The organism is Actinomyces naeslundii, from assembly GCF_001956585.1.
GTDB lineage: Bacteria > Actinomycetota > Actinomycetes > Actinomycetales > Actinomycetaceae > Actinomyces > Actinomyces naeslundii.
On the sequence record NZ_MSRR01000009.1, the window covers coordinates 53,297 to 75,957 of the forward strand.

Consider the following 22,661-nt stretch of genomic DNA (forward strand, 5'->3'; position numbering starts at 1 on the left):
CACCTGCGCCACCTCTACTGACAATAACCACGGCAAGTCCCAGGCGCCGAGCCGGCCACTCACCAGGGACGGACCATCTCGCCGGGTCAGCCTCCAGCGCTTCTGGCAGCACCGTGTAGCAGCTACCCGAAGACGCCCCACCCCCTCTACGCATCGACCTGGCCGGAGGCATCCGAGCCAGACCGCTCCCCCGTCACCTCGGCAGCCCCTGCCGCCTCAGCCTTCTTCCTAGCCCGCCGCTCACGATCCCGCTGACGACGACGCTCCCGCCTCTCGGCCTCCTTGTGATACGCAGCAGCCTTGACCGCCATCCACTCCGGAACCCACTGCGGATCCCGCGGAAACTGATCCAGCTCAAACGCAGCATCCCCATCACCCACCGGATCACTACCAATCACCGGCTCACGCATCCAGTCACACTCCTGATGCAGCACCCCATCAGAAGCCTCCATCCACAAATGCGACCACAACCAGGCACCCCGATGCGGATCCGCCTGAGACGGACGAACGTCATGAAGCGCGAACCTCACCTCACGCGAAGGACGGACAGACTGCTCCCGCCCTTGCTCATCAATCAACCAGTATTCGATCTCTCCCGTTAGATGAATAGCATTACAGTACACATCAACCCGACGACCACCACTCTCAATTAACCAACCTCGCAGCAACCCCTCATAACGACCTAATGGATCTGACGACACCTGGGATTCTTCTGACACAATCAATCTCCTTTAGACCGAGGGGGAACATTCTCAAATGGACGAGACCGCAACGCCCCATTGGAGTCAGTCCAACTTGCTTCGAACCTGGTAGGGACTTTCTCACTGTTGGCAAGCTTGGCGGGATCGGCTGGGTCCGGGTAGTCGAACTCCAGAACCAACTTGTTGAAGTCACCTGGAGAACCGACCACTTCCTCCTCAAACAACTTGAACGACTCCATGTCGCTATCGACGCGGTACTGGTTGACCTCCTCCAGCATCGCTATCGTGTTGATCTCCTCCGACGGACCACCAGACCGCGCACCGGCAACATGACCGCCGTTATACGTCGTGTCATACTCCGAGGCTAGTTCGTTACCGTAGTCCTTGACGTGTCCCTGTACTGAATCTGACCGACACCGGAACCTCTCGGCAACGTCGCCCAACATGTCCACCTCCAAGAGCAGTGTTCGAGGCCACGCATCGGTCGTGTGGTGGAACCGCCCATCCACCGTATACGTCGCATTCGGCAACGAATGATGTAGACCCGGATCTGCACTCACCCGTCATCACCCGAGAGCCCGCCTCCACATACCGCACCCCATCGTGACAACAAAACCGCTCAACGACATATCCATCAACACCTGACGGTCAGCGAAAAAAGGGGATCCCTCCGAAACGGGTGACCCCACCACGATAGGCCCTGATCCCCTGGGCGATACACACCACGAAATGAGCCACCAGCAGCACCAGCCAGAACAACGCCGGCAAACCCCACGGAAACAGCGGCACACGCTCCCCCGCCCCGAACACCACCTGCACGATATACAGCTGGGCCCCGATCAGTAACACCTCACCCAGCAGGAACGTCAGCCCCCAACTCGCCGCCCGACAACGATTCGTCCGTTCCGGCTCCAGCAGGCCCCTGCTACCCCGCAGGCCAGCAACCATCATCACCACCGGCCCCAGCACCAGATTCACACCCGGAACCGCCACCAGCACCAGCAACCCCGCAAACCACGCCCCCGCACCCGACGAGCCGCCGCCCCCGTAACCAGGCACCGCCCCGCCCCGCGCAGGATCAGGACCCGCCCCAGCCTGCAACGCCAACCAATCACCAGGCGACCTACCAGCCCCCAACTGCCCAGCACCGCCCACGCCGGAGCTCACCTACTCACCACCAGAGTGCTCCTCAGCCCCCTGCGCGGCCTCAGCCTCCTGAGCCTTCTTCCTAGCCCGACGCTCACGATCCCGCTGACGACGACGCTCCCGCCTCTCGGCCTCCTTGTGATACGCAGCAGCCTTGACCGCCATCCACTCCGGAACCCACTGCGGATCCCGCGGAAACTGATCCAGCTCAAACGCAGCATCCTTGTTACTGCGGGAGCGAGCTCCAATGATCGGTTCACGCATCCAGTCACACTCCTGATGCAGCACCCCATCAGAAGCCTCCATCCAAAAATGCGACCACAACCACGCACCCCGACACGGATCCGCCTGAGCGGGACGAAGATCATCCATCGCGAAATTAATTTTGCTAGGAAGACGAACAGACTCCTGCTGCCCACCATCCACAGTTAACCAGTGCTCAACTTCCCCGGTCAAATGAATCGCATTGTAGTACGTATCAACACGCTGCCCCCCAGCTTCAGCGAGCCAATCCCTCAGAAGCTTCTCAACTTTCTGGTAAACAGCGGAATATCCAACCTCATTTTGAGACATCACTGGCCCCCTCCTGCCGGCACATTTTCAAAACGACGACGCATTGACTTTCCGTTCGCATCGACCCAAGTTGCTTCGAACCTGGTAGGGACTTTCTCACTGTTGGCAAGCTTGGCGGGATCGGCTGGGTCCGGGTAGTCGAACTCCAGAACCAACTTGTTGAAGTCACCCGGAGAACCGACCACTTCCTCCTCAAATAACTTGAACGACTCCATGTCGCTATCGACGCGGTACTGGTTGACCTCCTCCAGCATCGCCACCGTATTGATCTCCTCAGGCGGCCCACCGAACCGGTCACCAGCCATATGACCACCCTCATAGTTCTTACCATTCTCGGCTGCCAGATCTTTAGCGTACTTATTCACCCTACTCTGAACAGCCTCAGAACGCCCTCGATACTCAGGCTTAACCTCATACAAGCCGTCGACCTCCAGGCGCACCGTCCGCGCCCAGCCATCAGTCGTGTAGTGGAACTTCCCATCCACCGTGTAGGTCGCATTCGGATACGGCTGACGCAGATCCGGGTTCAACTCACCTGTCACTGTACGCGAGTTCGTCTCCACATGCCGCACCTCACCACTAGCATCCGTGTAGTAGTGCGTCTTGTAATTCACCCCGCTCTTCGTCGTACGAGTCACCTCATAGTGAGCATTCGCCTCAAGATCCACCCCCACACCGAACGGCTTTGTCTGCTTCGGATACAGTTTGTCACCAGGCTCAATCACCTTCACCTCCGCATCCGGACCAACCGTACGATGCTTCTGGTTGAACGCATCCTGATCACGCCCCTCGTGCAACTGATCAACCCACTCCTGACGCTCCTCAACCGTCAACGGTTTCTTGTCAGGATCCTCCCCAGAACCGTCACCATCCGACTTACCATCACCAGACTCAGCATCTGAGTCACCATCACGGCCAGCCGCATCATGCTCGGCACTGTTAGCGGCATCGGCGTCGTTCTTGCCAGGCTCAGAGTGACCGTCAGCGTCCGCATGAGCCCCGTCACCATCACCCTGGTGGGCACGGTTACGACCCTGAACCGCATCAGAGTCCGTCTTGTCTCGACCAGCGTCAGAGCCATCACCATGAGCAGCCCGATCACGCTCGGTACCATCAGCGTCCGCGCGGCGCCCATCGGCATCACGAACACGCTCGTGCCCCTCGGCCGCATCACGGTCAGTCCTATCCCGGCCAGACTCAGCATCAGCACCACGCTCAGCACGGTCGCGGTCAGCACCATCAGCATCATTCTTGACTGGCTCGCGACGCCCGTCAGCATCCGCACGACCACCATCGCGGACATGTTCACGCCCATCAACCGCATCGCCGTCAGTCCTGTTCCGACCGGCTTCAACGTCACGCCCGGCACGATCTCGGTCAGCACCTTCGGAGTCCGCACGGTGAGCATCGGAATCATGAGCGCGCTCACGACCCTCGGTCGCGTCATCGTTGGTCTTGTCTCGACCAGGCTCGGCATCGCGTCCAGCCCGGTCAGCACCGTCCTGAGCAGGCTCACGGTGACCGTCAACATCCGCATGACCAGCCTCAGCGTCAGCGGCCTGGCGAGCGTGCTCCTTGTCAGTGGCAGCGTCACCATCACGACCAGCCGGCTCCTGACCAACGTCGTTCACTTCGTGCTCGCTCCCGACCGGCTCAGAATGACTGCGGTCAGAACCGTGCCCAACATCCGTCTGCTGACCTTCAGCGCCCCCGCTGGCATTGTCGCCGCCCTCGGAAGCACGTGCGTCACTGTCGGCAGCCGGTACCGGCTCGTCGGTACCAGTACGAGAGGCATCGGATGTGCCAGACCTGGACTCGCTATGACTGGAAGTCTCTGCCGCCTGACCGGTATCAGCATGCGCCGCATCGCCACTTCCCAGATCAGGACGACCGGAGCTTCCGGTTGATACTCCTTCACCTGCGTGGTGCGAACCCGACGAGATGTCAGGAATAGACGATTCGCCCACATCAACGCTCGGCGTCCTACCATTACCGTCAATCTTGAGACCAGAAGTATCCGGGTTGTTCATATCGAACCCGGATCCAGACCCAGCACCGACCTTAACGTCCGGATCGGCACCAGTCCACTTACCGATCGATTCAATCAGGTCAAAGTTCGGCAGCACACGAGATACAACCGCATTAGAGACTTTTCCTAGCGGCTTGCTCAACAACGCCCCAAACGGGTCAGTCACATTCAAAAATACGTTGGCCACCTCAGCAGCTCGACCAACTTTAGACAACTTAGATCCCGCGGCACCAAACTTCCCAGCCTTTGAGGCTGCAGCCGCTGGCGGGATCAAGAAAGTTAGAACATTAAAGGCCGTGCCGCCGGCAGCCCTGGCGGGATCCTTCCCCCACTCATCATAGCAAATAATCCCTTTACCCGCCTCCAGCAGCGTGTTACCTACTGTCCCAAATGCATCGCCAGGGTTATGCCACCCATAGTCGCCATTCTCATCCTCATGGAGACCAATGAAACCGCCCAACCCCTTCCAAGTCTGACCGAGACGCTCCCCACTCCAGATAGGGCCATTTCCACTGAAGTCAAAGCCACCTAAACCAGCCAAACCATTGAGGGTACCGCCGATACCATCTACTACCACACCATCCCAAACGAACCGCTTGACAGAGACAGCCGCCTTCTTGGGGCAGTGATCCTTACGTTCAACAGACTTCCCCCAAGGCTTTTCCGCTTCCGCAGGAATGGAGGAGTATCCATACCCGAGCTTGTCTCCTTCACTCTTCGGGTCAGCGTGATATGGCGGCAGAGAGTCCAATGCCCGAATGTTATTAGCGCATTCTCTTTCAGCATCCCACAGGCGAACTTGGAGTGCGCTCGCACGATTCACGAGGCGCGTATTCTCGTTGACGAGCTCCTGATCATATTGCCAATCCGGCTTCTTCGCAATCTTTGCCTTGAATGCCTGGCCGTCTTTCTTCAGGGTCTGGGCATCGGATTTAATTCCCTTCGCCGTATCAGCGAAGGTTGATACATAGCCCGCAATCTTTTCCAGATCGTCAGCCAAGTCGTCGGTATTAGTCTCAACCGGATTCATTGCCGCATACAATGTCTCCTGCTCGGGCGCTTTATAACACGCCGACATCCCGGACCAGGTCGTCTTAATGGTCGAACCAGCGGAGCGCATATCGCCAGCTTTGGTTTTTAAAGTCGATGCATTGGATGATATAGTTTCGACATTAAGATCCAACGCAGGAATCTTTGTCTCATCGAAAACATCAGCCACTACATTCTCCTTCAACCTACAATCAACCCGCCCGCTGGGGTGAGCCACTATAATGTACTGTGATTACTTCGCCTGCCGCTGATAGACAAGCGCAGAATCTTCATCATGTCGGATGTAAGCATCGACAGCATGAACCGTGTTTCCGAGCACGTTTGATACGGTGGTTCCAATACTATCAAAAGTCGGCTTGTGCAACGAGAACCACTCCCCAATAGCGGCAGCCACAAGTGGCGCCGGAGCAGCAGTACATTGAAGTCCGTTGTCCCCAGTACTACATGCACCAACAATCCCCTCGGCACTGGAAGACAAACCAGTTAACGCAGGAGATAGGCTTTGCTCAGCGTTGTTCTTCTCCGACTCGATGATCGAGCCCACCGAGGCCGGGTCGATATCCCAGGCACTCATCGTCAGCCCATGTCGTCAACGGACTGACGAGCCCGCTGGAGCGCGGTCTGCGCACCATCGTCCGTCGTCTGCATGGATCCACGCAGAGTCGAAATGATTCCTCGAACCTCTCCCGCGGCGTTGTTCCATCGAGTCTCCTTGGCCTGATACTCCTCGGAGACACCATCAGCCTGATACTGAGCCATCGCCGCCTTGACGTCGCCGTCGCGCTGCGTAATCAGCGTCTCCAGGCGGGAGGCCACGCGATCAAAGTTGCTCTGAGACTCCTGAGACGCATTGATGTCATAGGAACGCATTTCAGTCTGGTTTGCCACGATATTCTCGCTTTCGTTTGAAAAGATTACGTAATTCTGTGAAGACCAGAGTCAGGCCCTCCCGGTCCCAAAACGCGCCGCATCGAAATTCGCAGAAGACTGCGCACTCCGGGTGGAATCAACCATGTCCTGCTCCCCCTGAACAAAAGCGGTGTCCATACCAATGACGCCGCCTAAAATGGCGGAAAGTGCCCCGTTCAGCTCGGCAGCAATATCGTCAGTCCGCTCCTTGAAGCCATCAAAAGCAGCACGAGCGCTCCCGTTGAACTTCCCCTCAAGCGGCTCCGCAGCAGCAACCAGCTCCTTGACAAGGCCTCCCAGATCATCGTTCGATCCCGAGGTCTGCTTCGTCAGAGTGGACAGCGTCGATGCGCCCATGTCGAATTTCATACGGATCTCCTCATAGGTGATGGCGATATAAGCGATCTTCTGGGGAAGACGGCAACCTGTCTATCGGTTGGCAGGTAGCAGTGGAACCGTATTCTTACATCACAGAGGAATTACGCAACGTGGGGCATGTCACACTACTTGTCGGCCGGTTTGTTATGCTCCCTACATTTTGCATGCTAGCCATCGCCTCGGGTCTCACACTCACCTACCATCGACGGACCTCAGTTAATCCCCGGCCTCGGGTGGTGGTTCCGTCCCACCCCTACCATCCTTCAAGGAGGTGCGAAGGTGCAGCCATTATCTGCTGCTATGCCACCGAGCGGACCTGGCTCAGCACCAGATTCCGGCCCAGTTCGCCCGGACCCGCCGGTGCTGAGACGGTGTCGTCCGGCATCATCGCTCACCGTCCTCGGCAGCCTCGTCGTCGACGTCCTCCTCATCATGATCCCGATGACTGTGGGGCTCCTCCCGCCATTGCCACAGCCCGCACGACTTGCTCTGGTACTCGTCGCTTTAGCGACGCTGGTTCTTGTGGTGACGAACCATGCCCTGCGAGGCAGGAGCCTGGGCGGAGCGCTTCTCGGGCTCCGCGCAGTCGACATCGATGCCGGGCTTCCACCGGCGTCCCTGCGTTCCATCCTCGCAGCGCTTCGCCTTGGTTCGGCGGCGGACGTGGTCATCGTCAGCACACGGCGCGGCCCTGACCCCACCCAGGGCACTCTTGCCGACCTTGAGCGCACTCCAGCTCTTACATCATCTCCCACACCCACCGAGCCGGCGCCCGTCAGAGGCCCCGAGACCGCGTACAGCACGTCTCCTTCCCATCCTGCCCATCCTGACGGTCAGTACTCCGCTCCACTCACCGGCCGGCCCGCCGCAGCACCGGTTCCAGCAGCAGGACGCCCGGTCAGTGCCCCACCAGACGTGCCGACGCCCACCTCAGCCAGACCGCCATCGCTGCCTCCGAGCATTCCGGTGCAGCGGCCCCACCCTCCTGCTCCTGGTCCCGACTCGTCGCGGGCTCAGCAGCACACGCATCCCCAGATAAGTTCAGACACAGTCGAGATCCAACCGATTCGCGCCACCTCTCCACGTCCAGAACCCGGCGACTTCCCGCCGTCACCACCACCCCCTCCAGCGCCGTCATCACAGCAGGTGCTCTGAGCGCCAGCATCAACCACCCTCAAGCCGCTACGGCTTCCGCAACAGGACACAAGGTCGCCTCATCCAGGCCTCACGTCGGAAACGAGTCCCCATGTCAGACGAACGCATCCCAGACACCAACCACCACATGTTTGACGCGAGGGTGGGCACCAAGGTCGCCGTCACCTACCTGGATGATCCCTGCATCGGCTGGACGGAGTACCTGTCCGACTTCATCGGCTCTGCCCTTCGCCACGAGAACAAGATAACCCCGGCGATCATCATCCCTGGGACCTCCCACATCACCCCCGCCTTCGATCGCCTCACCGAGGCCACTGGCACACCCGTCTTCATTGAGGACGGAAACGGGCACCGCGAACTTCGCAGCGGGATGTGGGCGCCGAACCTCGCACAGTTCTTCGAGGGAGCCCCCCGCTCGCAGTTCACAGTCTCGCAGCAGTTCCTTCACCAGACTCCCACCCCCGACCTCATCCCGACCCTCATGCTCTCGGCGTCGATCTACCACCCCGCTCGCCGCACCACGAAGCTCGGGCGGGCCATCGAGATCATCACAGAGACGCTCCTGCCCGCCCCATCCACAACGCTCTCCTGGGGACGCTACGAACCAGTGGGGGCCCCATGGGACCGTAACCGGCTTACGGCCCTCGCCCGCGAGCTCATGCCCGAGGTCCACTTCAACCTCGCCGCGCACTCGGACCTGGGCACGCTCAGTGGGACGACGACGGTGGCCAGGACCAGTAACGGCCTGGAGGAGTATGTCGAGGTCTCCGTCGCCATCCCCGATCTGGCTCCCAGCCAGCAGATCGATGTGGTCAACAGGCTCCTGGACACGATCGCTGAGCAGACCAAGCCCCAGTTCCTGCTCGCCGTACGCATCCAGGCCCTTGCGGACACGTCCTTGCCGACGTCGATCCGTCAGCCCCCGGTTCCACTCGCCGTCCTCATCGGCGCCGCCGGTATCCGCCAGCTCGGCGTCGACGTCCGTGATGTCGCCAGGCAGCACGCCGGGCGCACCTACGGCAGCGGCAGACGACAGGGGCTCATCGTCCCGGTTGAGACCACCCAGGCCGACTGGAGCGCGCTGTCCTCCCTCGTGGCGACTCTCGACGGCGACGCCGGGAACATCGCCCGGGTCCTGGAGGATCCTACTGACGGCTCAGGGGCGGGGAGCACTCATGCCTCGTGAGGATGAGGCGGCGATTCTCGACTCCGCGCGGGTCCATCACTCACGTCTGACCCAGGCGCTTGAGCGGGGCTCCGGTACTGGACGCAGTCGCCCCGTGCCCGTGCGCATGGTCGCCTCCCTCGTGATCGCCGCCCTCGCCTGTGCGGGCTGTGTCGGCTACTCCTTCGTCTCCACCCACCTGGACTCAATCCGCCAGACCCGAACCTCCGTCCCCAACGCTCCCGTGCAACCCGCGCAATCCGCTGGCCCCGAACCGTCCCCCGCTCAGAACCAGCCACCCGCTCAGCCCGCCCCCGAGGCTCCGACGGAGCAGGCAGAGCAGGAGCCTCAGCCTCACGATGTCCCCGCCTCCCCTCCAGCAGGCGCAGAGCCCCCCCCCGCAGCCCCGTCAGGTCAAGACACCGGATCAGCATCGAATCGAGAGTGACCGTTGATTCCCTACACCCGACTCACCGTGATCAGCGCCCAGGCACGCGCTGAGGTCGTCATGCCCTCCGATGAGCCCGTGGGAGCTCAGCTGCCGGAGCTCTTGAGCCTACTGGGCACGGCGCAGGGCACCCAGCTCGCACCCATTCAGATCGTCCGCTCCGGCGGCGACATCCTCGACCTGGAGCGAAGCCTCGTCCAGCAGGAGGTGCTTGACGGGGAGATCGTCCGGATCATGACCGACGATGAGGTCCCCCCGCCGACCGAGGTCTCCGACATCTCCGGCCTGCTCACAGACATGACGGACGCGCACCCGGGCCGGTGGAACGATCTCAGTCGGCTGCTCGGGGCGGGAGTTCTCCTGGCAGTGAGCGCCGTGGCGGCGGCCTGGGCGGCACCTCGGGGGCTCATCGCAACCGTCCCCTCATGGGGTCTTCTTCTGCCGGGACTGGGGACCATGCTCCTGGCCGCCTTCATCTCCCAGGGGCGTTCCATCAGCTCACGACAGATCGGCGCCCTGGCCACCTTCCTCGCCTTCGGACTACTCGTTCCTGCGATCTACACCCTGGCCACGGGTCCCGTGAGTGACCGTCTGCTGGCCGTCGCGGCCTCGCTCACCGCTGTCGCGCTGGCCGTCCTGGGCAGGGGCAATGTGGGATGGGCGTTCGGAGCCATGGTCGGTATGGGGCTGTACGGCGTGTGGATCGCTTTCAACATGGTCGCCATCGCCCCCCTGGGTGACGGCCTCTCTGCTGTCACCGCACTGGTGTGCCTGGGCATCCTGCCGTGGCTCGCGCTACTCGTCTCCGGAACCTCGCGGCTCGACGACGCTGCTCTCGCCGGGGCCCTTCCCTCGCGGCGCCGTGTCCTCCAGGATCTGGCAACCGCTCACGAGACCCTCGCCGGCAGCTGCCTCGCCGCTGCAGCCGTGCTGTCCTGGAGCTCCACCATTCTCGCCGCCAGCTCGAACGCCTGGGCTCGCGCGCTGTGCGCCGTCGTCGTCATCGCCGCGCTCCTGAGGTCACGAGCCTTTCCCCTGCGAAGCGAGGTCCTCTCCCTGTGGCTGGCCGCCATTCCCCCGACCCTGGTGCTCAGCGGAGCAATCACCCAGCCCGGGGCGCGCGCCGCCATCCTCCTTCTTTCCGGCCTGGCACTCGCCTCACTGTCGCTCTACCGGCCCGCACCCCAGACCAGGGTTCGTCTCCGGCGTCTTGGGGATCGGCTCGAGTCCTTGTGCCTGGCCGCAACACTGCCCCTGCTGTGCGGTATCAGCGGTCTGTTCACCCACCTTCTGGGGGTGTTCGCGTGAGTCGGGCTCCTGCACCAGGCGGCGCTGCGGTTCTGCCTGCACTACGTGAGAGCGTGTCCGTGTCACGGATCCTTCTGGGCGGCGCGGTGCGTGAACGGCGCAGCGCCGGCGACCTGGACCGGGCACTGCGCCAACCACTGCCACTGACCTGCCGGGCGGCCGTCATCCCGACGACCCGTCGCTGCGGTGCAACAACAACGGCCCTTCAGCTGGTGTCCATGATGACGCGGGCTCGACGCCTGCCCGCACTCATCATGTCGGCCTCCCCCAGTCCTGCGAGCGCGGCGGACCACCTCCCCGGTTCCGGAACGTGGCCTGCCGATGAGTCCTTCGAGACCCCTCGCAACAGCGCACAGGCACAGGAACTGATCGGCACCGCACCCGACGGACTCACCTCCTGCCTCCGGCTGCCGCAGGCAGCCTCCCCCAGGGAGCCTCATGAGTGGGCGGCCGCCCGACGACGTCTGGTCAGGTTCTTCGACATCGCCATGATGGAGACCGCGCCTCTCGCACCGGGACTCATGCTGGAGCTCGCACACCATCATCACGCCATCATCCTCATGTCCCCAGCCAGGCGAGCGGAGATGGAACGTGACCGCGACACCGTAGCGGCTCTGCGACAGCGTCTCGCCTCACATGGCCAGGCCACCGGCAGCCGCGTCCCGCGCCTCATCCACGCCGTCGCCGCGACCTCATCGCGTCGCCCACTCATACCACCGCTGCAGCAGGGCGAGCGTCTCATCCCCTACGACACGGTGCTCGCGGCCACCGGCCCCGGCCGCACCCGCGCCGCGGGCGTCCTCAACGCGAGGACGGCACGAGCCCTGGCAGGCATCGCCTCGGACGTCGTGAGCAGCGCGACGCCGACGCCGGACGGGAGGGCAGCATGATTCAGCTCGTCCACCGGGCCGGCCGCGTCGTCCACGCGGCTCAGCCTCCGGAGCCGATACTCATCCCACCGCCACCGCAGCTGGCGGACACCGGGTCCCAGTCCTTCCCCTTCCAGATGCTTCTGCCTCTGGTGGGAGCCGGCTCCTCCATGCTCATGATGACCCTGCTGCGGGCCAACCCGATCTTTGCGCTCCTCGGGGCCGTCGTCATGGTCATCACCGCAGTCGGGATGCTCGTCTCCCTCGTCTCGCGCAGAGCCGGGCAGTCCCGGCAGCGCCGGGATCGCCGAGAGCGTTACCTCGATCGCCTCGCCACGACCCACGAGGACGCCACGGCGCTCCAACGGCAGATTCGTGATCAGGCCTACCGCACTCACCCCGCCCCCAACGCGCTCCCGCAGTGGGCCATTTCTCCGGTGAGACGGTGGGAACGGCGGCGTTCTCACGCCGATTTCCTCCTTCTGCGAATCGGTACCGCCGACCTGGTCATGCCCAGTGCGGCCCTCCCCACCGTGGGCATGCCGGCCGAGGTCGATCCCCTCCTCATGGCCGAGATGCGTTCCCTGGTGCGGGCCCACGAGGTTCAGCCGGATCTTCCCACCACGATCAACCTCGACTGCGCCGGCGAGGTCTCGATCGTGGGTCCTCCTGAGGCAACCCGGCACGTGGCCCGGGTTCTCCTGTCCCAGGCCGCTGTCCACCATGCGCCAGAGGATCTCCATCTGGCGCTGGTCTACCCGGACCAGAACGCCCAGGAGTGGGACTGCCTGGCGCGGCTTCCGCACCTGCGCATGAACGGCGTGTTCGACGGGCCGATCTCGCGTCGCCGCGTGGCACCCACACAGCCGGCACTGGAACAACTGCTGCGTGAGGAGATCCATGAGGCGAGCAGGCAGGCGGCCCGTCTCAACCGCACCGGGGGCCGCAAGGCCCGACCCACCGGGCCGAGGCTCCTCGCCGTCGTCGAGCAGGAGGTGCCCGCATCACCGTTGACCGTTCCCGACAACGCCTTGGATCCTGCGGCAATCGGCGCAACAGTCCTCTATCTCGTCACGGATCGTCTCCACGAGCCCAGTGACCCGTCCCTGCGCCTGACGATCCAGCAGGATGGAACCGTTCTCATCGAGGACCTGCGCCCCGTCTCCGCCGAACCGGGCCAGCCCGAGCAGACTCCACCTCCGGTGGCCTGCCGCCCCGACGACCTCGGTCCTGCCCTGGCCGAGGGCATCAGCCGGGCACTGGCGCCGTACTCCTTGGGGGCCGCCGCAGAGCGCCAGGACCAGGACGAGACAACCACCACCCTTGCCGAACTTCTGGGCGTGGACGACCCCCGGGCGATCGATCCTCGCACCGCCTGGTCCCCACGCTCTCCGCGTGACTTCCTGCGAGTTCCCATCGGCAGTGACGACGCCGGCTCCACCATCCTGCTCGACCTCAAGGAGTCCGCACAGCTCGGCGTCGGCCCCCACGGCCTGTGTGTCGGTGCCACCGGCTCGGGCAAGTCGGAGCTGCTTCGCACCCTGGTGGCGGCACTGGCCAGCACGCACGGCCCTGAAGACCTGTCAATGATTCTCATTGACTACAAGGGAGGCGCGGCCTTCGCCCCCTTCGCGCCGCTGCCGCACGTCGTCGGCCTCATGGACAACCTCGCTGATGACGCCGGGCTCGTCGAACGCGCTCGGGCGTCTCTGGCCGGAGAGGTGACCCGCCGCCAGAAGCAGCTGCGCGACGCCGGGTCCTCCCCCGACATCGCCCACTACCGGCGTCTTCGGGCGGAGCACCCGGAGATGGCTCCTATGCCCCACCTGTTCGTCATCATCGACGAGTTCGGCGAGCTCCTGACCGCCAGTCCGGACCTGGTCGACCTCCTGCTGACGATCGGACGAATCGGACGCTCCATCGGCGTCCACCTGCTGCTGTCGAGCCAGCGGATCGAGGCCGGAAAGCTCCGCGGGCTGGACACCTACCTGTCCTACCGCATCTGCTTGCGCACCTTCACCGAGGCGGAGTCCTCCACCGTCATCGGCGTGAGCGACGCCTTCCACCTGCCCGCGGTGCCCGGCTACGGATATCTCAAGGTGGACACAAGCATCTTCACCCGGTTCCGATCCGGATTCGTCTCAGGCCCCATCGACACCATTGACGAGCAACCCGCTCCCGATGAGATCGAGGAGCGCGTGCCACTGCTGCTTCCCACCTACAACGGACTGGAGGAGGAGTCCTCCGTCACCATCGAGGACGACGTTCCCGAAGGGCACACCACACGCACCACCGTGGTCGACACGGTCGTCTCGCAGCTCGCTCAGGCCGCCCCGGTCAGCAGCCCGGTATGGCTCGATCCACTGCCCTCGCGCCTCACCCTGTCACGTCTTCACAGCACGTCGCTGCGCCGAGGCCGGAGCGCCGTTCCGGTTCCACCGGTGCCCAGCGTGTCCGTTCCGATCGGGATCGTGGACGATCCCGCCCAACAGCGGCAGGACCCCTGGCTACTCGATCTGACCCTGGGAGGCGGGCACGTCTCCATCACCGGGGCTCCGCAAAGCGGACGCACGAGCTTCCTGTGGACGCTGGCGACCTCGGCCGCCCTGTGCCTGCCGCCGTCACGTCTGGCCTTCTACGGTATCGACGCCACCGGGGGCGGACTGTCACGTCTGAGCGGTCTGCCTAACGTTGGAGGGATCGCCACACGCGGCGACCGGGAACGGATGCGACGCGTCGTCGAGGAGATCGTGACGATGCTCGACACCCGGGAGCAGGTCTTCTCGCGCCACCGGATCGACTCCCTCGACGTTCTGCGCAGCCGGCATGCAGCGGGTCAGATTCCCGAGCTCGCCAGTGCCGACGTCGTTCTCCTGGTTGACGGCCTGGGACTTCTCCGCAGCGACTTCGAGGAGCTCGAGGACTCTCTCGATGACATCCTGCGTCGCGGGAGCGGCCTTGGCGTCCACGCAGTGATGACGCTGTCTCGTAGCAACGAGCTGCGCATGGCGCAGCAGCCACTGGTCGGAACCCGTCTGGAGCTGCGCCTGAACGACCCTGCCGACTCGCTCATCGCCCGCAAGCTCTCCAAGACGCTACGGGCCGACGTTCCCGGCCGCGTCCTGACGCCGGATCAGCTCTTCGCCCATACCGCGCTCCCCATCGCCGACGACACGGACACCTCTCACGGCGTCGGCACAGCTCTCGAGGAGCTGGCTGAGCGGATCGCAAACGGATGGTCCGGCGAGCGTCCGGCGCCGGTCCGTATGCTCCCGGAGGCCATCGACCCGGCCGACCTGCCCGACGGCGAGGAGGAGCCCGATCTCCTGCCGCTGGGACTCTTCCAGGACACGATGACCCCCATCAACCTCGACCTGGTGGGGCGGGATCCCCACCTTCTGGTGCTCGGCGACCCCGGATGCGGAAAGAGCACCGTGCTGCGCGGTGTCATCGAGTCCCTGGTCGAGCGGCACACGCCCGATGAGCTCGTGATCGCCGTCTACGACATGCGCCGCACGACCGCCGATGCCTGCCCTGAGTCCTATCTGGGCGGCCATGCCACCTCAGCAGCCCTGGCGGAGGGGCTGTCGGCATCCATCGCTCAAGAGCTTGAGCGACGCAGTGCGGCGATGTCAGCGGGTCAGGAACCCGATGGGCCGCGGATCGTTCTGGTGGTCGATGACTACGACATTCTCGCCGCGGGCAACAGCAATCCCCTCGCTCCGGTCATTCCCTACCTGTCCTCGGCCAGGGACCTGCGCCTCAACGTTGCCCTGACCCGCCCGGTGGCCGGATCATCCCAAGCCATGTATGACCAGCTCCTCCAGGCTCTGCGCAACACTGGCGCCACCGGTCTGCTCATGGACGGGGAGCGCAGCGAGGGCATTGTGCTTGCCGGAATGCGCGCGGAGCACCTTCGCCCCGGTCGGGGCTGGTGGATCAGGCGTGGCGGTCGCCCACGCCTGGCTCAGGTTGCCGACTACGGGCAGTCCCCGTCCTGAGAAATTCACCTTCACGTCACTCAAACGCTTTAAGGAGTATGAATGCCACGAATAGTCACCATTGTAGGAGCCAGTGCGCCGACGGTAGAAACATTCGTCGCCACCACTATCGTCCGCGAGCCCCGGTTCTACGTCCGCCAGCTTTCCACGGGAGCGGGTTTCGGCCTGATCCCCAAAGATCGCCCACACCGCGCCGCCATCGAGATCCTCAACCCCACCACGGTCGCGGATCCTCGAGAGATCGTCCGTCTCCTGGGAGTCACCATCCCCAGGCACTGGCAGCCCGCAATCGTCACTCGCTGCTCCGTGCCGTTCGGAGAGATCTACGACCAGTACATCGATATCGCCGTCGATACCGCTGCGATGTCTGACGGAATTGCCGTTATGAACGGTCAGCGCCTTCCGCTCCCGGATCCCTGGCACTGGCGACGCAATGAGGAAGGGAAGTGGACGCCGGACAGCGCTTTCGTCGATGCCTGCGTTGCCCGTTACAAGGCCACTCACCAGGATGCCGGTGCCTCACAGAGCGGGGCGTGACAGGTCACCTAAACGCTCAGCACGGAAAAGGCAGGGGTCTGGGAGCCACAGGTTGGCTCCCAGACCCCCGCCTTCATCAAGGCGATCGCCCACCACGACGATGGTCATCGCAGGGCGCGCTCGCTCACGCAGGCAGGGCTCAGACCCCGATCTTCATCCAGTCGGGGATCGCCTCGGGGTCTCGGGGGAAGACCTCCAGCTCCTTGGCGCAGTCCTCCGCCGTGTACGGCGGGTCGAGGACCGGCTCGCGGTCGTAGTCGAAGTCGGAGACGAGCTTGTAGCCCTCGCTGCTCTTCATGGACAACGCCGCCCATGTCCAGGTCCCACCACGTGGGTGAGCCATGAACGCCCGCAGGCGGACGGCCTCACGGACCAGCTCGACAGGCATCTCATTCTCGGCCCACTGAGCCCGGCGCAGAACACCACGAGGCCTGAGCACACGGCTCGCGACGGCAGCGCGCGTCCCCACACCCTCGACCTCCACCACGATCTCTTGGGCGTCCACGGACTGCATCCAGTTGCCCCAGTCAGTGGACATGGTCTGGAGCAGCTCCATCGATTCTTCCATCGGGCCATCCATCATGTTTGACACTCCTCTCTGCCCGGGCGACTCCGGACCACGCGGTCTGATTCCGTCCGAATTCTGCCTGAACACCGAACCGGGCGCCCGGCCGACGACGACCGATGCGTCACAATCAGCCACCGGCAGACACCGGACGTGGTTTCCCACATGATCGTCGGGCAGAATGGCACTGGTACAACCATGATTCGTTGACGGTTCAGCCACCTCGTTGTCCGCTCGCACCCGCACCACAAGGAGCACCGCGTGTCCACTAACCAGCCCCGCCCGACCAAGGCCCAGCGCCGCGAGGCCGCACGCCTCAAGGCCAAGGAGCTGCGAGAGGCCGAGGAGCGCCGTGCGCGCCGCAACACGATTGCCCGCCGCAGCTTCATCGGAGTGGGAGGCGTCGCCCTGGGCGGCGGGCTCGGCTACCTGGGTTATCTGGCAGTCAACCGGAACCGGAAGGAGTTCCCGGAGGCCGGCAAGGGCCTGGCCACCACGAAGGCGAACCAGGGCGGCGTCCCCAAGCAGGTCCTGGCCGACGCCTCCTGGACCTACGGGGACGGCGCCACACTCGACACCGTCGCAGCCTCCGCCCCCGTCCTGGACATCTACTTCGACTACTCCTGCTCGCACTGCGCCCAGTTCGAGGGAGTTCACACCCAGGAGATCAACCAGCTCCTGAGCGACAAGAAGATCACCTTGGCCCTCCACCCCTGCAAGCTCCTCAAGCAGCAGTGGACCAGCGTGGTCATGAACACCATGGGCGTGGTTCTCGACGAGGCCCCGGCTCAGTCGCTGAGCTTCCACGGAGCCGCCTTCGAGATCTTCTCCCAGGTGCTCCAGACCAAGAACCAGAGCATCATGACGGTGAAGAGCCTCGTCGCCGCCGCCACCAAGGTCGGCGTTCCCACCAAGGTGTCTGACAAGTTCCAGTCCGCCGTCGACTCTGACAAGTACAAGAAGTGGGTCGAGCTGGGCGACAAGGCCTTCGCCGACAGGGACCTCCAGGGCACCCCGTCCGTGTTCTTCAAGGGAGAGCAGATCGACCTGGGCAAGCTCCAGTCGCCGACCTCCCTGACCGAGCTCGTCACCGGCTCCACACCGACTGCCCAGCCCAGCCAGCAGTCCACTCAGCAGCCATCCCAGCAGCCGACTAAGTAGCCCCGCAGCGGGTCCCTCCCCTCGGTTTCCCGCACCGGGGCGGTCTGTGCCAGACTGTCCCACGCACCTGCGGCCGCCTGGCAGGCCGCACGCCGCTTTAGCTCAGTTGGTAGAGCAGCTGTCTTGTAAACAGCAGGTCGTCGGTTCGAGTCCGACAAGCGGCTCCGCTCATTGGCAGCAGCCGTCCGGGGCCCGGCACGCTCCTGTCTCAAAACCACCCCACGGCCCGGTAACGAGCTCACCACCGGGAGGAGACATGTCGGTGACCGCACCACAGGCGCCGTCGTGCATCCTCCACGACGCCGGCACCTGCCGCTCCTGTCCCCACCTGTCTGTGCCGCTGCCGGACCAGCTGGACGTCAAGCAGTCGCGCGTCTCCTCCCTGCTGGCCGAGCACGTCCCGGCCGACCTGTGGCGGCCTCCGGCCCCGAGCGCCCCGGAGCGCTTCCGCAACAAGGCGAAGATGGCGGTGGCCGGTACCACGGCCCGCCCCACCCTGGGGATCCTCGACGGCGCCGGCCACGGCGTCGACCTGCGCTCCTGCCCGCTGCACGTGCCTGCGATCGAGGCGGCCCTACCGGTCCTGGCCGACCTCATCACCGACCTGGGCCTTCACCCCTACGACGTGCCCGCCCGCCGCGGCGATCTCAAGCACGTCCTGGTGACCGCCTCGCCCGACGACGACCTCATGGTGCGCTTCGTCCTGCGCTCCCGGCGGCATCTGGAGCGGCTGCATGCAGCCCTGCCGGATCTGCGCCGGTCCCTGCCTCAGCTGGCGGTGGTCAGTGTCAACATCCAGGGCGTCCACCAGGCCGTCATCGAGGGGCCCGAGGAGATCGTCCTGACCGAGGAGGACCGCCTCCTCATGCGCCTGCGCCTACCGTCGCCGGACGGCAGCAGCCGGACCGGCCGGTGCACGGACGACGTCGAGCTGCCGCTCTACCTGCCCACGCGTTCCTTCTTCCAGACCAACACGGCCGTGGCCGAGGAGCTCTACGCCACCGCTCGATCCTGGGCCGAGGAGTCCGAGCCGGCGCGGGTGTGGGACCTGTTCTGCGGGGTCGGTGGGTTCGCCCTGGCCCTGGCGGCTCCTGGCCGCAGGGTGCTGGGTGTGGAGGTCTCGGCCCCGGCCATCGACGGCGCGCGCGATGCCGCCGCCCTCATGGGCCTGGATCCGGACCTTGTGCGCTTCGAGGCCGGTGACGCCCGCGTCCTGGACCCGGCCGCCGACCCTGACGGCAGCATCCCCGGGGAGGTCGAGGCCGAGCGCCCGGACCTGCTCGTGGTCAATCCGCCCCGGCGCGGGATCGGGGAGCATCTGGTCACTCGGATCGAGGCCTCCGGTGTGGAGCGGGTGCTCTACTCCTCGTGCAATCCCCGCACGCTGGCCACGGACCTGGCGCACCTGCCCTCGATGCGGGTGGTGCGCGCCCGCCTGTTCGATATGTTCCCGCACACCGACCACGCCGAGGTGCTCGTCGAGCTGGCCCGCGGCTAGCTCGCGGGAACGAGGCCCGAGGCGGACCCCGGCCCCTGGCTACTCGAGCTCGCTCAGGGCGGCGCGCACGTCGTCCAGGCAGCGGTTGATGGCCTCGGCCTCGTAGGGGACCTCGAAGTCGCGCACACGTACGGCCAGGTCCGCCAGGTCCCGGGCCTCGGCGAAGCCCTCGCCGGCCAGGGTGCGTGCGGTGGTCACGGAGTCGGCCGGCGCGGCGCCGGCGGCCGTGGCCGCCTCGACCAGCTCGAGGATCGGCCCCTGGATGACGCCAAGATCCTCGGCCACGACGTCCAGCTCACCGCCCACGAGCTCGCGGCGCGCGTCCAGCAGGGCCACACGCTCAGTCAGGGTGCTGGCGCCGTCGCTCAGTGCAGTGCACAGCTCCTTGAGGCCGCCCACGGCATCATTGGCATCGACCTCGTCCTGGCCCTCGATGATCTGGAGAGCGAAGATCCCGGCGGCCAGGTTGTGCAGGCGGGCCAGGGCGACGCGGAAGCTCACCGAGTCCAGGTCGCCGCTCAGTGCCTCGATCTGGCCGCACAACGGGTGGAGCTGCTCGGAGCACTCCAGGATGAGGGCGTCGACCTGCTGGCAGCGCTGGGCGACGTCGTCGGCCCGGGCGCCGGTCCCGAGGACCGCCGTATCGGCACCGATGGCCCGCATGGCCTCGCGCAGGGCGCTCAGACGGGAGGAGAGTGCCTCGATCTCGCCGGCCCGCCGGCCCAGGAGGTCGACGAGCCGCTGCCCCTCCTGGAGGATACCGACGAGCCCGGCGGTCTCGGACTCGATCCGGCTCATAGCGGCCAGGATCCGAGCCACGGGGCCCTCGGCCTGCGGACTGTCGGGGATACCGACGCCGTGAGCCAGAAGCGCCCCGACCTCAGCGACCAGCACCCGGCGGGTGAAGTCGATGGCGTCGGCGTACCCCAGGGCCTGCAGCTCGGCCTGGAGGGCGGCCTGTCCGGCGGCGGCCACCTCGCGGCGGGTCGAGCCGGCCGCGGCCGAGGCCTCCTCGACGTCGCGGACCCGGGCGTAGGCGGCCTCGACCTGGTCGCGCAGGTCGGTGAGCATCGGCAGCGTGCGCACGGACAGGTAGCCGGAGCCGGAGGGCACGATCGTGGCGAAGACGCGGTAGTGACCGTCGTCCGAGGAGCGGTTGGTGATGTAGGCGCTGGCGGCCCGGCCCTCCTCGATGGCGTCCCAGATACTGCGGAACAGGCCGGCGGGCATGTCCGCGTGCCGCACGACGTTGTGGGCCCGCCCCACCAGGGCGCCGCGCGGGTAGCCCGACAGGCGCATGAAGGTGGAGTTGGCACGGCGGATGCGGCCGTGGGAGTCCGTGGTGGAGAAGAAGAGCTCGTCAGCGGCGAAGACGTGCTCAACGGGAGCGGCGGACTCGACCATGAGTGACCTTCCTTGAGGGCGAGGTGAATGCCGGGCAGGCGCGGGGGCGAGAACGAGGTCGGAGCAACAGCACCTGCGGGGGCGTCGTGGGACCTTGGTCGGAAGCCTACTCTTGGGCCTCCTTCGAGGCGGCTCATCCCGGTGGGACAACGCATCACAGTGATCCGGGCGATTCCTGCCGGTCGAGCGATCGCCGACGGCGGCGCGGCGGGTACCTGCCGGCAGCCGACCGGGGATGGCTCCCCATGCCCGGTCCCCGCCAAGTCACTGACAGGTTCCGGTGGGCTCCTTAGCCTGGCTTCATGACTCCGCCCGAACCCATGCGACTGCCCGGCTCCGACCGCGGTGGCCTGGCCCGCCGCCGGCTGCTGGCGTTGGCCGCCCTGGCGCCCACGGCCGCAGTAATGCTGGGCGCGTGCTCCTCCGCGTCCGGTAAGCAGCTGACCTCCAAGGCCACCCATGAGACGATCAGCCCCTCCGAGGTCGCCTCCGAGGTGGCCAAGGCCGCCACCGCCTGCGACCAGCTCGGCGGAAAGCTCCTGACCCACTATCTCAAGGCGGACTCGACGACGACGGCGATGGCCTCCCCACTCAGCCTCGCCCTTGTCCTGGCGATCCTGGCCGACGGCGCCACGGATGCCACTACCCAGGGCTATGACGCGCTCCTGGGGCTCTCGGGGGAGGACCGCGACCGCGCCTGGTCGGCCATCCAGAGCTCCTTGAACCGCTACGACGGCGAGCTCAAGGGATTCGACCCGGACAAGGTCCCTGACAAGCCGCTCGCCCACCTGGCCAACCATGTCCTCATCGCCGATGAGAAGGACATCAAGGTCAAGCAGACCTACCTCGACACGGTGCTGCGCTGGTTCTCCACCGAGATCGAGCAGATCGAGGTGGACTCGATGAAGAAGAACCTCGATGCCTGGGCCTCGCGTAACACGGCCGGCCTCATCCCGAACAGCGGCATCACCATCACCAAGGACACCCGCCTGGTGGTGCAGAACGCCTTGCTCTTCGCAGCCTCCTGGGACGCCCCCTTCAAGGCCGAGGACACCTCACAGGAGGACTTCACGCTCGCCGGCGGCAAGACCGTCAAGGCCGACCTGATGCACGACACGCGCTCCATCCCCTACGCCACAGGGAAGGGCTGGGCGGCGGTGCGTCTGCACTACGCCGGCGAGGAGGAGAACTCGGATGGCTCCCAGCTCGCCCTCGACGTCGTCCTGCCCGACGCCGGAACCCTGCCGGGGGCCATGGATGCCGGAACGTGGGCGGCGGCGTCGAAGGCCCTCGACTCCGCCAAGACCCGCGAAGTGACGTTGGCCCTGCCCAAGCTCGATCTCACCTCCCAGCCCAAGGAGCTCCTCGACTTCCTGAAGGAACAGGGGCTCAAGCCCGAGGGCCTGGACCGGATCGCACCCAAGCTCAAGCTGGCGCAGGTGGTCCAGCAGGTGCGCCTCATCCTGGACGAGGAGGGCACGGTCGCCGCAGCCCTGAGCGAGGGCGGGGTGGAGGTCATGGCGGCGCCGGAGCCGGACAACCCGGTCGAGTTCACGGTGAATCACCCCTACGTGCTGCGGTTGCGGGACCTGACCAGCGACACCGCCCTCGTGGAGGCCGCCGTCATGGATCCCACCGTCAAGACCATCGGCACCTCGGACTGACCGCGATCAGACGCCTTCAGACGGAATCTTCCGGTTGGTGAGACCGCTTCACCTCCCGGAGCACCCCGGGACGGTAGGCTCCGGGACTGACAGGGAACCG

Annotated in this window: 18 protein-coding genes and 1 tRNA gene; 9 read left to right on the top strand and 10 right to left on the bottom strand. The window is 65.1% G+C overall.

Annotated elements, in window-relative coordinates; genetic code table 11:
* Positions 1-146 precede the first annotated feature (146 nt).
* From BKH33_RS14065 to BKH33_RS04910, 8 genes are all read right to left on the bottom strand, one after another.
* On the bottom strand, positions 147-719 hold the full coding sequence (locus BKH33_RS14065; protein WP_003781394.1) for a hypothetical protein: 573 nt from the start codon (positions 717-719) through the stop codon (positions 147-149).
* A 2-nt stretch (positions 720-721) separates the two neighbouring features.
* Positions 722-1,147: a hypothetical protein gene (locus BKH33_RS13930; RefSeq protein WP_196776511.1), complete on the bottom strand. Its 426-nt coding sequence runs from the start codon at positions 1,145-1,147 to the stop codon at positions 722-724.
* A gap of 202 nt (positions 1,148-1,349) precedes the next feature.
* Positions 1,350-1,679: a hypothetical protein gene (locus BKH33_RS04880; protein WP_232621423.1), complete on the bottom strand. Its 330-nt coding sequence runs from the start codon at positions 1,677-1,679 to the stop codon at positions 1,350-1,352.
* 189 nt (positions 1,680-1,868) lie between these two features.
* On the bottom strand, positions 1,869-2,420 hold the full coding sequence (locus tag BKH33_RS13855) for a hypothetical protein (RefSeq protein WP_076069161.1): 552 nt from the start codon (positions 2,418-2,420) through the stop codon (positions 1,869-1,871).
* Positions 2,420-5,668 carry a DNA/RNA non-specific endonuclease gene (locus BKH33_RS14070; protein ID WP_003785523.1) on the bottom strand — a complete coding sequence of 1,083 codons (3,249 nt, stop codon included), beginning with the start codon at positions 5,666-5,668 and terminating at the stop codon, positions 2,420-2,422. Before BKH33_RS14070 ends, BKH33_RS13855 begins: the two co-directional genes overlap by 1 nt.
* A 63-nt stretch (positions 5,669-5,731) precedes the next feature.
* Positions 5,732-6,073 carry a DUF6507 family protein gene (locus BKH33_RS13555; protein WP_003785529.1) on the bottom strand — a complete coding sequence of 114 codons (342 nt, stop codon included), beginning with the start codon at positions 6,071-6,073 and terminating at the stop codon, positions 5,732-5,734.
* A 2-nt stretch (positions 6,074-6,075) separates the two neighbouring features.
* Complete coding sequence (locus tag BKH33_RS04905) at positions 6,076-6,387, bottom strand: pore-forming ESAT-6 family protein (protein ID WP_043539937.1); 312 nt, start codon at positions 6,385-6,387, stop codon at positions 6,076-6,078.
* 51 nt (positions 6,388-6,438) lie between these two features.
* Positions 6,439-6,777: a hypothetical protein gene (locus BKH33_RS04910; protein ID WP_003785527.1), complete on the bottom strand. Its 339-nt coding sequence runs from the start codon at positions 6,775-6,777 to the stop codon at positions 6,439-6,441.
* 1,255 nt (positions 6,778-8,032) lie between these two features.
* Here BKH33_RS04910 and BKH33_RS04915 point away from each other — a divergent pair.
* The 5 genes from BKH33_RS04915 to BKH33_RS04935 all read left to right on the top strand — a co-directional run bounded on the left by BKH33_RS04915 (position 8,033) and on the right by BKH33_RS04935 (position 16,269).
* A complete protein-coding gene (locus BKH33_RS04915; protein WP_003781947.1) occupies positions 8,033-9,127 on the top strand; it encodes a DUF6177 family protein in 1,095 nt (364 codons plus the stop codon).
* A gap of 454 nt (positions 9,128-9,581) precedes the next feature.
* The gene (locus BKH33_RS04920) at positions 9,582-10,862 is read left to right on the top strand and encodes an EsaB/YukD family protein (RefSeq protein ID WP_158068332.1); all 1,281 of its coding nucleotides are present in this window, start codon (positions 9,582-9,584) and stop codon (positions 10,860-10,862) included.
* A gap of 53 nt (positions 10,863-10,915) precedes the next feature.
* The gene (locus BKH33_RS04925; protein ID WP_043539074.1) at positions 10,916-11,752 is read left to right on the top strand and encodes a hypothetical protein; all 837 of its coding nucleotides are present in this window, start codon (positions 10,916-10,918) and stop codon (positions 11,750-11,752) included.
* Positions 11,749-15,732 (top strand): type VII secretion protein EccC, encoded by a 3,984-nt coding sequence (locus BKH33_RS04930; RefSeq protein ID WP_003781943.1) that lies wholly within the window; start codon positions 11,749-11,751, stop codon positions 15,730-15,732. The genes BKH33_RS04925 and BKH33_RS04930 overlap by 4 nt, the downstream gene beginning before the upstream one ends.
* Before the next feature lie 42 nt (positions 15,733-15,774).
* Entirely contained in the window at positions 15,775-16,269 is a 495-nt protein-coding gene (locus tag BKH33_RS04935) for a hypothetical protein (protein WP_003781954.1), read from the top strand.
* A gap of 139 nt (positions 16,270-16,408) precedes the next feature.
* Here the strand turns inward: BKH33_RS04935 and BKH33_RS04940 are convergent, their stop codons facing one another.
* Positions 16,409-16,837 carry a hypothetical protein gene (locus BKH33_RS04940; RefSeq protein WP_244157422.1) on the bottom strand — a complete coding sequence of 143 codons (429 nt, stop codon included), beginning with the start codon at positions 16,835-16,837 and terminating at the stop codon, positions 16,409-16,411.
* 258 nt (positions 16,838-17,095) lie between these two features.
* Between BKH33_RS04940 and BKH33_RS04945 the strand changes: the two genes are divergently transcribed.
* The 3 genes from BKH33_RS04945 (at position 17,096) to BKH33_RS04955 (ending at position 19,493) form a co-directional block, all read left to right on the top strand.
* Positions 17,096-17,995, top strand: a complete 900-nt coding sequence (locus BKH33_RS04945; RefSeq protein ID WP_003781933.1) for a DsbA family protein — start codon at positions 17,096-17,098, stop codon at positions 17,993-17,995.
* Between the two features lie 91 nt (positions 17,996-18,086).
* Positions 18,087-18,159 (top strand) — tRNA-Thr (locus tag BKH33_RS04950).
* Positions 18,160-18,257: 98 nt separating this feature from the next.
* A complete protein-coding gene (locus BKH33_RS04955) occupies positions 18,258-19,493 on the top strand; it encodes a methyltransferase domain-containing protein (RefSeq protein WP_003781953.1) in 1,236 nt (411 codons plus the stop codon).
* 39 nt (positions 19,494-19,532) lie between these two features.
* Here BKH33_RS04955 and BKH33_RS04960 read toward each other — a convergent pair whose 3' ends face one another.
* Complete coding sequence (locus BKH33_RS04960) at positions 19,533-20,897, bottom strand: PAS domain-containing protein (protein ID WP_003781956.1); 1,365 nt, start codon at positions 20,895-20,897, stop codon at positions 19,533-19,535.
* A 302-nt stretch (positions 20,898-21,199) separates the two neighbouring features.
* Between BKH33_RS04960 and BKH33_RS04965 the strand changes: the two genes are divergently transcribed.
* On the top strand, positions 21,200-22,561 hold the full coding sequence (locus BKH33_RS04965; RefSeq protein ID WP_232621422.1) for a serpin family protein: 1,362 nt from the start codon (positions 21,200-21,202) through the stop codon (positions 22,559-22,561).
* Positions 22,562-22,661: the final 100 nt, after the last annotated feature.

Excerpts from the sequence above, each read along its gene's own strand:
- BKH33_RS13930 (WP_196776511.1), bottom strand. The coding sequence starts at position 1,147 with ATGTTGGGCGACGTTGCCGAGAGGTTCCGGTGTCGGTCAGATTCAGTA.
- BKH33_RS13855 (WP_076069161.1), bottom strand. The coding sequence starts at position 2,420 with ATGTCTCAAAATGAGGTTGGATATTCCGCTGTTTACCAGAAAGTTGAG.
- BKH33_RS13555 (WP_003785529.1), bottom strand. The coding sequence starts at position 6,073 with ATGAGTGCCTGGGATATCGACCCGGCCTCGGTGGGCTCGATCATCGAG.
- BKH33_RS04910 (WP_003785527.1), bottom strand. The coding sequence starts at position 6,777 with ATGAAATTCGACATGGGCGCATCGACGCTGTCCACTCTGACGAAGCAG.
- BKH33_RS04915 (WP_003781947.1), top strand. The coding sequence starts at position 8,033 with ATGTCAGACGAACGCATCCCAGACACCAACCACCACATGTTTGACGCG.
- BKH33_RS04930 (WP_003781943.1), top strand. The coding sequence starts at position 11,749 with ATGATTCAGCTCGTCCACCGGGCCGGCCGCGTCGTCCACGCGGCTCAG.
- BKH33_RS04935 (WP_003781954.1), top strand. The coding sequence starts at position 15,775 with ATGCCACGAATAGTCACCATTGTAGGAGCCAGTGCGCCGACGGTAGAA.
- BKH33_RS04940 (WP_244157422.1), bottom strand. The coding sequence starts at position 16,837 with ATGGAAGAATCGATGGAGCTGCTCCAGACCATGTCCACTGACTGGGGC.
- BKH33_RS04960 (WP_003781956.1), bottom strand. The coding sequence starts at position 20,897 with ATGGTCGAGTCCGCCGCTCCCGTTGAGCACGTCTTCGCCGCTGACGAG.
- BKH33_RS04965 (WP_232621422.1), top strand. The coding sequence starts at position 21,200 with ATGACTCCGCCCGAACCCATGCGACTGCCCGGCTCCGACCGCGGTGGC.